The 12,409-nt window shown below is 70.1% G+C and carries 14 protein-coding genes and 1 riboswitch; of the genes, 3 read left to right on the top strand and 11 right to left on the bottom strand.

Going from position 1 to position 12,409, the window contains the following annotated elements; genetic code table 11:
- Positions 1–32: 32 nt before the first annotated feature.
- Positions 33–869, top strand: coding sequence for a PhzF family phenazine biosynthesis protein (locus tag ACIQCY_RS04180; protein ID WP_400482634.1), 837 nt, complete (start codon positions 33–35; stop codon positions 867–869).
- 35 nt (positions 870–904) lie between these two features.
- Here ACIQCY_RS04180 and ACIQCY_RS04175 read toward each other — a convergent pair whose 3' ends face one another.
- From ACIQCY_RS04175 to ACIQCY_RS04155, 5 genes are all read right to left on the bottom strand, one after another.
- Positions 905–2,173: an acyl-CoA dehydrogenase family protein gene (locus ACIQCY_RS04175; protein ID WP_400482633.1), complete on the bottom strand. Its 1,269-nt coding sequence runs from the start codon at positions 2,171–2,173 to the stop codon at positions 905–907.
- Positions 2,174–2,256: 83 nt separating this feature from the next.
- On the bottom strand, positions 2,257–2,868 hold the full coding sequence (locus tag ACIQCY_RS04170; RefSeq protein ID WP_400482632.1) for an AmiS/UreI family transporter: 612 nt from the start codon (positions 2,866–2,868) through the stop codon (positions 2,257–2,259).
- Between the two features lie 36 nt (positions 2,869–2,904).
- Positions 2,905–3,018, bottom strand: a riboswitch (SAM riboswitch).
- A gap of 143 nt (positions 3,019–3,161) precedes the next feature.
- Positions 3,162–3,584 carry a GNAT family N-acetyltransferase gene (locus ACIQCY_RS04165; protein WP_400482631.1) on the bottom strand — a complete coding sequence of 141 codons (423 nt, stop codon included), beginning with the start codon at positions 3,582–3,584 and terminating at the stop codon, positions 3,162–3,164.
- 32 nt (positions 3,585–3,616) lie between these two features.
- Positions 3,617–4,111, bottom strand: coding sequence for a Cys-tRNA(Pro) deacylase (gene ybaK / locus ACIQCY_RS04160; RefSeq protein WP_400482630.1), 495 nt, complete (start codon positions 4,109–4,111; stop codon positions 3,617–3,619).
- A 17-nt stretch (positions 4,112–4,128) separates the two neighbouring features.
- A complete protein-coding gene (locus ACIQCY_RS04155; RefSeq protein ID WP_400482629.1) occupies positions 4,129–4,455 on the bottom strand; it encodes a hypothetical protein in 327 nt (108 codons plus the stop codon).
- Positions 4,456–4,895: 440 nt separating this feature from the next.
- On the opposite strand from ACIQCY_RS04155, the gene ACIQCY_RS04150 reads away from it, so the two are divergent.
- Both ACIQCY_RS04150 and ACIQCY_RS04145 read left to right on the top strand, forming a co-directional pair.
- The gene (locus tag ACIQCY_RS04150) at positions 4,896–5,912 is read left to right on the top strand and encodes a LacI family DNA-binding transcriptional regulator (protein ID WP_400482628.1); all 1,017 of its coding nucleotides are present in this window, start codon (positions 4,896–4,898) and stop codon (positions 5,910–5,912) included.
- Positions 5,913–5,957: 45 nt separating this feature from the next.
- A complete protein-coding gene (locus ACIQCY_RS04145) occupies positions 5,958–6,251 on the top strand; it encodes a DUF503 domain-containing protein (RefSeq protein WP_400482627.1) in 294 nt (97 codons plus the stop codon).
- Between the two features lie 83 nt (positions 6,252–6,334).
- Here the strand turns inward: ACIQCY_RS04145 and ACIQCY_RS04140 are convergent, their stop codons facing one another.
- From ACIQCY_RS04140 to ACIQCY_RS04115, 6 genes are all read right to left on the bottom strand, one after another.
- Positions 6,335–7,066, bottom strand: coding sequence for an HAD family hydrolase (locus ACIQCY_RS04140; RefSeq protein ID WP_400482626.1), 732 nt, complete (start codon positions 7,064–7,066; stop codon positions 6,335–6,337).
- A 112-nt stretch (positions 7,067–7,178) separates the two neighbouring features.
- On the bottom strand, positions 7,179–8,393 hold the full coding sequence (locus ACIQCY_RS04135) for an SAM-dependent methyltransferase (protein WP_400482625.1): 1,215 nt from the start codon (positions 8,391–8,393) through the stop codon (positions 7,179–7,181).
- A gap of 9 nt (positions 8,394–8,402) precedes the next feature.
- Entirely contained in the window at positions 8,403–9,161 is a 759-nt protein-coding gene (locus tag ACIQCY_RS04130) for an ABC transporter ATP-binding protein (protein ID WP_400482624.1), read from the bottom strand.
- Positions 9,158–10,114, bottom strand: coding sequence for an iron chelate uptake ABC transporter family permease subunit (locus tag ACIQCY_RS04125; RefSeq protein WP_400482623.1), 957 nt, complete (start codon positions 10,112–10,114; stop codon positions 9,158–9,160). Before ACIQCY_RS04125 ends, ACIQCY_RS04130 begins: the two co-directional genes overlap by 4 nt.
- A 46-nt stretch (positions 10,115–10,160) precedes the next feature.
- Positions 10,161–11,174 (bottom strand): ABC transporter permease, encoded by a 1,014-nt coding sequence (locus ACIQCY_RS04120; RefSeq protein ID WP_400482622.1) that lies wholly within the window; start codon positions 11,172–11,174, stop codon positions 10,161–10,163.
- A gap of 32 nt (positions 11,175–11,206) precedes the next feature.
- Complete coding sequence (locus ACIQCY_RS04115; RefSeq protein ID WP_400482621.1) at positions 11,207–12,151, bottom strand: siderophore ABC transporter substrate-binding protein; 945 nt, start codon at positions 12,149–12,151, stop codon at positions 11,207–11,209.
- Positions 12,152–12,409 lie beyond the last annotated feature (258 nt).

Here is a 12,409-nt window from a genome sequence, read left to right as displayed (position 1 = left end):
ATCCGGCCCGGGCGGCGGCTAGCATCGGCAGCATGGAGACTCTTCGCTACGCAGCCTTCACCGACCGCGCCGATGGTGGAAACCCTGCCGGGGTGGTGCTCGACGCCGACGGCCTGACGCCGCAGGAGATGCAGGCCATCGCAGCCCGGCTCGGCTACGCGGAGAGCGCCTTCCTCTCCCGCCGCTCCCCGGGTGGTGCCACGATCCGCTACTTCGCGCCCGAGGCCGAGATTCCGTTCTGCGGCCATGCGACGATCGCCACCGGCGTCGCGCTCGCCGAGCGCGGGGGAGTCGGGACGCTGGTCCTGTCGACGCCGGTGGGTCCGCTCGAGCTCAGGACCGAGCGGGTGGGCGGTCGCGTCGTCGCCTCCCTCGTCACGGTCGAGCCGTGGGTCGACGGCATCGACGACGACGTCCGCGCGGAGCTCCTGCAGCACCTCCGCCTTGGCGAGGAGGAGGTGTCGGCGGACCTGCCCGTGATGCTGTCCTTCGCCGGCAACATCCACCCCATCGTGCCCGTGCGCGACGCCGCCGTCCTGCGGAGCCTCGACTACGACTACGAGGGGCTGAAGCGCCTGATGTCCGCGCGGGGGTGGGGCGCGACGATCGCCGTCGTGCACCGGCTCGGTCCGGATGTCTTCGAAGCGCGGAACCCCTTCCCGCCCGGCGGGGTGCGCGAGGATCCCGCCACGGGCTCGGCTGCGGCCTCCCTCGGCGCCTACCTGCGTGCTCGGGGCGAGGTTCAGCCGCCGGCCACCCTCACCGTACACCAGGGGGCCGACGTCGGGCGCCCGTCGGTCATCACGGTGCTCATACCCGAGAGCGGGGGCATGACGGTGTCCGGCGGAGCGGTCCGGATCCCCGGCTAGGTGGATGCACCGGATCACCGGCGGGCAGCCCGCGCTCAGGCCCCGGTCGGGGCCTCCCGTGCCGTCGCCTTCGGTGCCGATCCGATGGACCAGACCCGCGGGGGTACCGCACCATTGACCGAGTGGTCGCCGATGATCCTCGCCTTGAAGACCCACGGGTTGTGGTTGGCGGCGGTACGTGCGTTCCGCCAGTGGCGGTCGAAGTTCTTCGCCGTACTCACCCCGGACGCCGCGAGCGCATTGAAGACGTCCGACGTCGCCCGGGTGGCGAGCGCCGACAGGATCACCTGGGCCTTCGCCGTCTCGAGCTCGGCGACGTCGTTGCGCCGCTCGTCCTCGACCTCGTCGTCGAGGAAGGCACCCTCGTACGCGTGCTGCAGGGCCCTCGCGGCCCGCTCGACCGTCGCGTCGGCCGCGTACGCTGCCGCGGACACCTCGCCGATGACCTGCAGGATCTGCGGGTCGGCCGCGAACGACGACGCATTGCCGTGGCTGAAGATGCGCGTGCGGTTCCGTACCTCGTGGGCGACGTCCCGCTCCGCGGCCGTGATGGTGCCGGCGAGGACGGCGAGCAGCACCGCCTGGTAGAACGCCGTCTGGTACTTGAACCGCGTGTCGAAGTCGATGACGTTCTCGGCGTCCACGCGTGCGCCGTCGAAGGTCGACGTCCCTGAGCCGGTGGTCTGCTGGCCGAAGCCGTCCCAGTCGTCCGCGTGCGTGACGCCGGGCTGATGGGTGCTGACCACGGCGATCACCTTCACGCCGTTGTCGGTGCGCTGTGCGAACGTGTCGATCCAGTCCGCGAAGATGCTCCCGGTCGAGTAGTACTTGGTGCCGGTGATGCGGAAGCCGCCGTCGTTCCTGTCCGGGTCCGGGCTGACCTTCGTGATGACGTCGCCGATCGTCACGCCGCCCACCTCGGTCCAGGAGTTACCGATCGTCTCGCCGTCCACGAAGCGCTTGAGCCACGTCTCGCGCTGCCGTCCGGTCGAGACGAGGCGGTCCTCCACGAAGGCGAAGTGTGCTCGCAGGGCCTGCGGGATGTTGGAATCCGCGGCTGCGAGCTCGGTGAGCAACCGGAACAGCTGGGGCAGGGATGCTCCGAAGCCGCCGTCGGCCACCGGTACCCTGAGGGCGCCGAAGCCGGCCTCGATGAGCGACCGGATCTCCTGTCGGGGCAGCTCGTGGTCGCGTTCCCGGCGGGAGGCGCCCTCGGCGATCCTCGCGAAGAGGGGACGGAAGCGGGCGGCCAGGAGTTCGTAGTCCGCGTCGGCGGTGGGAGGAGTGTGCGTCAGGGTGGTCATGGTGGACCTTTCCGGGAGGGATGGTGACTGATGGGGGACGGAGAGGACAGGCGGAGGGCGCGGGCGGGCGGAGCGGTGGAGTATCAGGCGGAGACGGGGGTGCGGGGTGCAACGGCGGGTGCGGGGCGCGTACTGAGCGTTGCGGCCGCGACGAACAGGACCCCCAGCACCGCGGCGGCCGCGATGACCGAGGATCCGCCCGTCGGCCAGGCACCGTTCAGGCCGAGGACCGCCGGGATCACCGTGCCGGCCGTGCCCACGAGGATCGCGCTCCAGCCCGTGATCCGGGTGAGGCGGGCTGCGCCGCGGGCGAGCAGCAGGAAGAAGAGCGCCCAGAGCACCGCCCAGCTGAGCCACAGCACCGAACTGACGGGATCGCCGTCGGCCGCCGTGCCTGCGAAGACGAGGGCCAGCACGGCGACGAAGCCGCAGAACCAGCCGACACCGGCGGATCCGAGGCCGGCCACCGAGCTCAGGCCCACGTACAGGTAGGTGAGTCCGAAGAGGACGATCCCACCGGCCGAAGCGGCGGTGCCGGGCCCACCGGCCGACGCGATGAGCAGCGCGAAGACCAGTTGCAGTGTGCCGATGGCGAGGTTGAAGAAACCGGAATCGCGCGGCGCCACCCGGCCCAGGAGGCCGAGGCCGTTGATCAGGAGGGCTGCTCCGGAGAGCAGGAGGCAGATGTACGACATGGGTGTCCCATCGACGGGACGCGGACCCGCAGGTACGCGCCGTGCTTGCCCCGGCACGGTCCGCACGGGGCCTGATCTTCACCTGGGGCACCCCACCACGGAGGGGGTTGCCGCCCGACGAGCCAGGGCTTCGCGTCGGGACTCTTGATCTGTGGTCCCCAGACTAGGTGGTCCAAGGGGCCGGGCACAGGGATGCGACGGCGGATAACGCGCCGTGACGCCCCGTGACTCTCCGTGCTCCCGCGCTGCCCCGTCGTCGTCGGAGCGCAGCAGCGGGTGACGCGGAGGTCAGGTCACGGCCGGTAGCCGAAGGCCGCCAGTCCGAGGTCGGGGTGGGCCTGGAAGCCCATCGCACGATAGAACGGGTGCGACCGCGCTCCGTCCTCGGATCCGTCCGCGTCGGTACTGAGTGCCACGAACATGCAGTGGCCGTAGCGCGAGCGGACCTCGTGCATCAGGGCACGGCCTACCCCGCGGCGCTGCGCTCCGGGGTGCACGAGGATGTCCTGGACGTAGCAGATGGACTCTCCGTCCGAGACGGTGCGCGCGAGGCCGAGCAGGCGGCCGTCCTCGTCCCGTGCGGCAAGAACGAGGTGTGAGCCTGCAAGGCTGCGCCGCAGCCTGTCGGGGTCGCGGGTGTAGGCGGTCCACCCGACGGCTTCGTAGAGTGCGAGCGCTTCCGCGAGGGGCGGGATCTGCCCGGCGATGATGTCCACGTCGCCCACCCTAGCCGCCGGCCCTCACGGCTCTACGGTGCGGCGATCGGAGCGGTCCGTGCCTTCGTGGCGGTGATCAGGTCGCCGGGCGTCAACTCGATGTCCAGCCCTCGCTGGCCTCCGGACACGAAGACCGTGGGGTGGTCGAGGGCGGTGGCGTCGAGGACCACGGGGGAGGGCCGGCGCTGCCCGATCGGGGAGATGCCACCGAGGACGTACCCGGTCTTCCGCTGGGCGACGGCGGGATCGGCCATCGTCGCCTTCCTTCCGCCGAGCGCGGCGGCCAGGGCCTTCAGGTCCAGTGTTCCGCTGACCGGGACGACGGCGGCCACGAGCGAACCGTCGACGCTGGTCATGAGGGTCTTGAAGACCCGCGCGGGTGCCACGCCCAGCGCGGCGGCGGCCTCGAGCCCGTAGCTCGAGACGCCGTCCTGGTGCTGGTAGGGCCGGGCGGTGAAATCGATTCCGGCTGCCGAGAGGGCAGCGAGCGCGGGGGTGCTGCGGGAGCCTGTCGGTTTCCTGCCCACTGCACCTCCTCGGGGTATCACGACACCGAAGCGACGTCCCGAACCGCCACGGAATCCAGCTCCGGCCGGCCCCAGGCTCCGGCGAAGTCGCAGGACAGGATGAACCCGGCCATGATTGGGCCCGTCAGGACGAGCCCTTCGACGTAATCTACGCCGTCGCGCTGGACGGGTTCCACTCCGCGCGACTGGAGGGCCTCGAGCAGGACGTCGGTGTCCAGCGCGTCGTCAGCCCGGAGGGAGCACCAGTACACGTACAGGCCTTCCACCTCGTCGAGGGTTGCATGGGAGCCGTCGCCGGTGACGGTGGTGCAGTCCTGGAGGAAATTCTCGATGTGCTGCGTCATGGTGTGTGTTCCTTTGCAGTGTCGGAAGCAGTGTCGGAAGCGGTGCCGAAGAAGGACCGGCCGGCGGGGGATGTCCGGCTCGGCGCGGTCGGCCCGGTCGGTGCGGAGGCAGTGCACGCTGCGCCTGATCCGTGTCAGCCTGCGGGGATGGCAGGGGAGGGCGGAGGCGTCAGGACGCCACGGGCGGAGCGGGAGTGTGCTCGGGGAGATCGTGCAGGCGGGATGGGAATCCGGCCGCGTGGGGCTGTGGAAGAAGGGCTTCCTGGTTGTTCATGGTGCACGCTCCCTCTCGGGGATGGTGCTCTGCTTTTGGGTACCCGGCGGACGCGCCAGGGTAACGAAGAGAAGAACCGAAGACAGCCGCCTTCTTCTAGACAACTACCCCCACCCTACGCTTTTTCCGCCCCGCCGGCGCAAGGAGGCTCAGCTACAGTACAGATATGCCCTCGATCCGCCCCCGGAACCGCCGGGCGACCATCAACGATGTGGCGACGGCCGCCGGCCTCTCGCGCGGCACGGTATCGCGGGTGGTCAACGGTGAGAGGTACGTCTCCGACGAGGCGAAGATCGCCGTCGAAGAAGCCATCGCGCGTGTCGGCTACGTACGCAATTCGGCCGCCCGGAACCTGGTCACCCAGGAGTCCCGCGCGATCGCCCTGATCATCCACGAACCCCATTCGCTCCTGTTCGAGGACCCGAACATCGGGTCCATCCTCCTCGGCGCCAATGCGGTCCTCTCGAAGGCCGATTACCAGCTCGTCTCGCTGATCATCGACTCCGACCGCGACAGCCGACGGGTAGCCGACTACCTCCGCGGCGGGCTCGTGGACGGAGCGGTGATCGTCTCCGCACGGGCCTCCGACCCGATCGCTTCCGCTGTACGGGACATCGGCGTCCCCGCGGCCTTCGTGGGACACCCGCCGGGGACGCCGGACCTGCCCTACGTTGCCATCGACAACGCCGCTGCGGCACGCGCCATCACGGAACGCCTCGTGGAGACGGGCCGACGGCGGATCGGCATGATCGCCAGCGCCATGGACCGCGATTCGGGGCACGACCGCTTCACCGGCTTCCGGGAAGCGCTGGGCGAGCGCTTCGACGCCTCACTGGTGGTCGAGTACCCGCTGTACACCTATGCGGCCGGTCTCGAGGGCATGCAGGAACTGCTGCACCGCTGCCCCGACATCGACGGCGTCTTCGCCGCATCGGATGCCGTCGCGGCCGGTGCCATGACCGCCCTGCAGGAATCCGGGCGCAAGGTGCCCGACGACGTCGGGATCGTCGGCTTCGACGACAGCAGCTGGGCCCTCCGGACACGGCCGCAGCTCTCCACGGTCAGGCAGCCCGCGGACCTCCTGGGCAGCACGGCGGCCGAGCTCGTCCTGGCGCAGATCAGGGGACTGCCGAGCCCGGTGCAGGTGCTCGACACCGCCGTCGTCTGGCGGGATTCGGCGTAGCCCTGACGGAGTTCGACACGACGGAGTTCGGCAAGGAGGACTGCCATGTGGATCGGGTTCGTCGAGTTCGACGTCCTGCTCGGCGACGTGCACTCGCTGAAGGGCAAGCGGTCCGTGGTGCGCCCGCTGGTGTCGGACCTCCGCCGGACGTTCGAGCTGTCCGTCGCCGAAGTGGGGCACCAGGACCTGCACCGCCGGGCCGTCGTCGGGGTCGGGGTGGTCGGAGGCGACCGGCAGCACGTGGTGGACGTGCTGGACCGCGTGGAGCGATTCGTCGCGGCGAGGCCGGAGATCGAGCTGCTGAGCGCGCGGCGACGGCTCCTCAGCAGCGAGGACTAGCTGCACTCGGCCGGGACGGCCCGGTCGGCAGGCGCGCGGGCAGACAGGTGCACGCTCCGCACCGGGTGCTGCGGCGACCCGGCTCAGGCCCCGGCGGAGGACGTGGCGAGCCGGTGGAGGGCGCCGTCGTCGAAGGCGTCGAGCAGTGCCCGGATGTCCTTGTAGACCTCGACGGCCCCGGCGTCCCGCAACTCCGCTTCGCTCGTGCCCCCGGAGGCCAGGCCGATGGTCGGGATCTTCAGCTCGGACGCCGCGAGGACGTCCCAGACGGAGTCTCCGACGAACACGGCGTTCGCCGCCTCGAGGCCGCCGGCGTGGAGCGCCGCCTCGAGGATGTCGGGGGAGGGCTTGCTGTTCCCGGCGTCGGAGGAACTGGTCGCCGCGCTGATCGCCTCGTCGGCGTCGATGATGCCGCGGAGGACCCCGAGCTCCTGCTGGGAGGCGGAGGACGCGAGGACCACCGTCAGGCCGTCGTCGGCGCAGCGGCGCACGAGCTCCCCGGCGCCCTCGAAGGAACGCAGTCCGGGCCAGTAGCCCGAGAAGATGGCACCGTGCGTCGAATCGAGCTCGGCGTCCTGCTCGGCGTCGCGGTCCTCGCCGAGGAGGTGCGCCACGAGCTTGTCCCCGCCCATCCCGATGGCCCGGTGGATCTCCGCCATGGGGACGTCGTGCCCGAACCGGCGGAAGGCCTGCCACCACGCGATGGTGTGCTGGTAGTTGGAATCGACGAGCGTGCCGTCCACGTCGAACAGCACCCCGTGCCGTGTGTCCGCCGATCCCGCCGATCCCGCCGATTCCGTGGTGCCGTCCGCCATGTGCTCCGCCCTTCGCGCGTCCTGATGCCTGTCCCTCCCGAGTCTAGGAACACGGATACCGGCGCGGGGCGATGACGGGCAGGTTGCGGCGAGGCGGGAAGTGTGGCTCCCGCTACGGCAGCGTGACGGGCTCGACGACGATCGCCACGCGCTCGTCCCCGATGCGCGTCAGCACGAGGGTGGCCTTCTTCCGCCCTTTGCCCGAACCGGTCAGCAGCTGTTTCCTGACCTCCTCCGGCGTCACGGAGGTGCCGCGCTTCTTGATGTCGAGGACGCCGATACCCTCCGAGCGGACCCAGGCCTTGAGCGCCTTGACGTTGTAGGGGCGCACCTCGAGCACCCGGTACGCCCGGGCGAACGGCGTGTCCGTGAACGACGGCGCGCAGATGTACGCGATCATCGGATCGACCAGGTGCCCGCCGAGCTGCGCGGCGAGGTCCGCGACGAGTTCGGCGCGGATGACGGCGCCGTCGGGCTCGTAGAGGTAGCCGCCCGGTTCACCGACGGCGGCGGTGGGTCCCTCCCCGAACTCCGCTCCCGACACCATCTCCGCCGAACCCTGCGCGCCGATGACGAGGGCCGCCCGGCGCACGCCCTCCCGGCGGAGGGCGTTGAACCACAGGGCCACCTCGGTGACGTCGCCGTCCACGGAGACCCACTGCGCCTCGCACGTCGACGGGATCGAGTCGTGCGGCATCCCGGGGCCCATCTTCACGCCCACGGGCTTGCCGCTGTCCGCGAGTTCCTGGACGAAGGACAGGGGAGGGGAGAACGCCTCGGGATCGAAGAGGCGGGACGTTCCCGACGTCGTCGTCGTCCTGCGTGCCGGGTCGAGCCAGACGCCGTCGTACTCCGTGGTGTCCACGAAGGAGGCATCGGCGTTGACCACCCGGGCGTTGGGGAAGGGCAGCAGGTTCATGGTCGCGGCGGCGGCGGTCGCCTCGTCGAGCTCGACGGCGGTGACCTCGCGCTCGAGGGTGGCCAGGGCCATGCTGTCGGCGCCGAGGCCGCAGCCCAGGTCCGCGATCCTCACGAGGCCGGCGTCCACGAAGCGCTGCGCGTGGCGCGCCGCGACGGACAGGCGGGTCGCCTGCTCCAGCCCTGCCGCCGTGAAGACCATGTGCTCGGCGAAGGGCCCGAACTTGGCGGATCCCTTGGCCCGGAGGCGCGATTGCGTGAGGGCGGCGGCGACCACCTCGGGAGGGTGCCCGGCCTTCCGCAGCTGCTCCGTGAGGCGCATGCTGTCGGCTTCGGTGTAGGGGCCGAGCGAGTTCAGCAGCTCCCAGCCCTCGGGGGTCAGGATGTCCGCGATGTTGTCCGAAGCCATGCAGCCAGCCTAGGCGAAGTAGACGCCGATCCTGTTGCCCCGGATCTGCTCCACCTGGATGTCCACGTCGTACACGTCGCGGAGCACCGCGGGCGTCATGATCTGCTCTGGCGTGCCCTGGTGGATGAGGGCGCCGTCGCGCATCGCGACGATCGTGTCGGAGTAGCAGGACGCGAAGTTGATGTCGTGGATGACCAGCACCACGGTCTTCCCGAGCTCGTCCACGAGCCGGCGGAGCAGGCGCATCATGTCCACCGAGTGCTTCATGTCGAGGTTGTTGAGCGGCTCGTCGAGCAGGATGTAGTCCGTGTCCTGCGCCAGCACCATGGCGATGAACGCCCGCTGGCGCTGCCCGCCCGAGAGCTCGTCGACGAACCGGTCCGCCAGGTCCGTGAGGTCGAGGTAGGCCAGTGCCCGCTCGATGTGCTCGCGGTCCACCACGGTGGGGCGGCCGTTGTTGTGCGGGAAGCGGCCGAAGCCCACGAGGTCCCGAACCGAGAGCCTGACCGTGAGCTGGTTCTCCTGGCGCAGGATGGACAGGGTGCGCGCGAGGGCCGGCCCCGCCGTCGTGCTGACGTCCAGCCCGGCCACCTCGACCGTCCCGGCGTCCAGGGGGAGGAGCCTGCTCATCATGGACAGCAGCGTGGACTTGCCCGCGCCGTTCGGTCCGATGATCGAGGTGACGCCGCCGCTCGGGATGGTGCACGTGACGTCGTCGACCACGGTGGCGGTGCCGTAGCGCTTGGTGGCATGGTCGATGGTGATCACCGGACACGGCCTTTCAGGAGGAGTGCGAGGAAGACGATGCCGCCGGTGAATTCGATCACGATGCTGAGCGCGGTGTCGAACTCGAAGACCTGCTCGAGGACGAGCTGCCCGCCCACGAGGGCGATCACGCCGAGCAGGACGGCGATGGGCAGCACGACGGCGTGCCGGAAGGAGCTGCACAGCTGGTACGCCAGGGCCGAGACGAGCAGGCCGAAGAACGTGGCCGGGCCCACCAGGGCGGTGGAGACGGCGACGAGGACCGAGCAGATGACGAGGACGAGCGTCACCGTGCGCCGGTGGTCGACGCCGAGGCCCACGGCGGTGTCCCGGCCGAGGGCGAGGACGTCGAGGCGGTGGCGCAGGCGCCACGCGGGCACGCACAGACCGGCGACGGCGACCGCGGAGATCAGCAGGAGCATCGGGTCCACGCGGTTGAAGCTCGCGAAGAACAGGTCCTGCAGGATGATGTACTCGCTCGGGTCCATCAGGCGCTGCAGCAGGGACGAGGCGCCCCGGAAGAACACGCCGAACACGATGCCGACCAGCAGCAGGAGGTGCAGGCTGCGTCCCCCGCCCGTGAAGAGCCACCGGTAGAGCAGCCACGAGAAGGCGACCATCAGGGTCACCTCGACGGCGAAGCGGAGGGGCGCTCCGAGCGTCAGGAGCGTCGAGGCCCCGAGGGCGAACGCCAGGACGGTCTGGATGAGGATGTAGAGGGCGTCCAGCCCCATGATCGACGGCGTCAGGATCCGGTTGCCGGTGACGGTCTGGAAGAGCACCGTGGACACGCCGACGGCCACGGCGACCAGCACCATGGCGCCGACCCGGTTGAGCCGGCGGGGCAGGACGTAGGCGAGGTTGCCCTCGAGGCCGACGAGCAGGAAGGTGGCGACGAGCGCTGCCGCGGTGATGCCCAGAACCACCAGCCAGACGGCCGGGGGAAGGGCTTTCACGGGCTTCCGTCCGGACTGCACGACGGCGGTCGGAAGTGCAGTGGTCCTAGCGCGCACAGGCGTTCCTCCGGACGAGCAGGGCGATGAACAGGGCACTGCCGACCACCGAGACGATCACGCCGACCGGCACCTCGTAGGGGAAGCGGATGACGCGGCCGAGGATGTCGCACGCCAGGACGAAGCCTGCCCCGAAGACGGCGATCCAGGGCACCGCCCGGCGCACGTTGTCGCCGATCACCAGGGACACGAGGTTGGGGACGATCAGCCCGAGGAACGGGATGGAACCGACCACCACCACGACGACGGCGCTGATGAGGCTCACGAGCACCAGTCCGAGGTTCATGGTGCGCCGGTAGTTCAGGCCGAGATTGGTGGTGAACTCCTCGCCCATGCCTGCGACGGTGAAGCGGTCGGCGCACACGTAGCCCACGACGGCGAGCACCGCGACGATCCACAGCAGCTCGTAGCGGCCGCGGATGAGCCCGGAGAAGTCGCCGATCATCCAGGTGTTGAGCGTCTGGAGCAGGTCGAAGCGGTAGGCGAAGAACGTGGTCACGGCCGCGATGACCCCGCCGAGCATGATGCCGACCAGGGGGACGATCAGCGTGTTGCGCAGCGGTATCCGCCTCAGGACGGACAGGAAGAGCGCCGTGCCGGCCATGGCGAACAGGGCCGCGATTCCCATCTTCGCCACGATGGGGGCGCCGGGCAGGAGCAGGGTCGCCACGAGGATGCCCGCGGTGGCGGACTCCACCGTGCCGACGGTGGAGGGCTCCACGAACCGGTTGCGGGCCATGAGCTGCATGATGAAACCCGCGATCCCGAGCGCGACGCCGGCCAGGATGACGGCGAGGGTGCGCGGGACCCGGCTGATCAGGAAGGTCTGCCACGCGGCCGCGTCGCCCGCGAGCAGGTCGGCGGGAGACACCTCGGAGACGCCGACGAAGAGGCTGACGAGGGCAAGGAGCAGCACGGCTCCACCGGCCGGCCAGAGGGCGGGCGACCGGGTGGAACCGTGCTGCTGTACCGGCTGCTCGGGCCGGAGGGAGAGTGCTGCCATGGGGGCGCCTGCCGCAGGAGCGGTCGGGCGGATCAGGCCGCGACGGCCTCGTTGACGGCCGACACCATGGCGTCGAGGTTGTTCAGGCCGTACCCGATGAGGTACCAGCTCGCGGAGTCGAGGTAGGTGATGGCGCCGTTCCTGGCGGCATCGGTGCCGTTGACGAGCTCGTTGTCCAGGACGGCGGAGCCGGCTGCGCCGGCTTCACCGACGGCGGCGTCGCGATCGATCACGAACAGGTGGGCAGGGTTGATCTCGGCGATGTACTCGAAGGAGACGGCCTCGCCGTGCGTGCCTTCGGTCTTCACCTCGGCAGCGGGCTCGACACCGAGCACGTCGTGGATCAGGCCGAAACGCGACCCGGCACCGTACGCCGTGAGCTCGCCCGCGCTGGTCATCAGGATCAGGCCGTTGCCCGCGGATGCCGCGGCTTCCTTCGTCTGGGCGATCTTCCCGTCGAGGGCTGCGAGGCGGTCGACGACCTCGTCCTCCCTGCCGAAGATCCGGCCGAGGGATTCGGTGTGCTCGGTGAAGCTCGCGATCGGGTCGGCGGCGTCGACGCTGAGGTCGATGGTCGGCGCGATGTCCGAGAGCTCGTCGTAGGAGTCGGCGACGCGCCCCGAGATGATGATCAGGTCCGGAGCCGCGGCGGCGATCGCCTCGAAGTCGGGTTCCTTCATGGATCCGATATTGGTGATGTCCCCACCCTCGTACGCGGAGAGCTGCTCGGGCAGGGTGCCCTGCGGTACGCCGTCGACGTCGACCCCGAGTGCGTCCAGCGTGTCCAGGGCGCCGAGGTCGAAGGTGAAGACCGTCTCGGGGTCGACCGGGACCTCGGTGGTGCCCTGCGCGTGCTCGACCGAGACGCTCGACGCCGCTGCCGGCTCGTCGGCAGCTTCGGAGGAACCGCCGCACGCCGACAGGGCGAGGGTGGCCGCAGCGGCTGCGGAAAGGACGGCGAGGCGCACGTGTGCCATGGGGTGAACTCCGTGGAGGAAGGGCCGGGCTCGCCGGCCGCCGAGGAAGTAAGGAATGCCTTACCTCTCCGAATCTAGAGGGGAGCTCGGGAATTACGCAACCGAAGCGTGATGTATTCGTTGTGTCGCGTGTCACCCCGCGTCCCGGAAGCCGCCAGGATTGGCACTCGCCTTGACCGAGTGCTAGCCGTTGCATACAGTCGGAGTTGGCACTCACTCCTAGTGGGTGCTAATCCCGAGGGAAGCGTTCGCCGGCAC

The sequence above is a fragment of the Arthrobacter sp. NPDC092385 genome (genome assembly GCF_044755105.1).
Classification (GTDB): domain Bacteria; phylum Actinomycetota; class Actinomycetes; order Actinomycetales; family Micrococcaceae; genus Arthrobacter_D.
The sequence above is the reverse complement of the archived record's forward strand: the minus strand, read 5'-3'. Positions and strand labels throughout refer to the sequence as shown.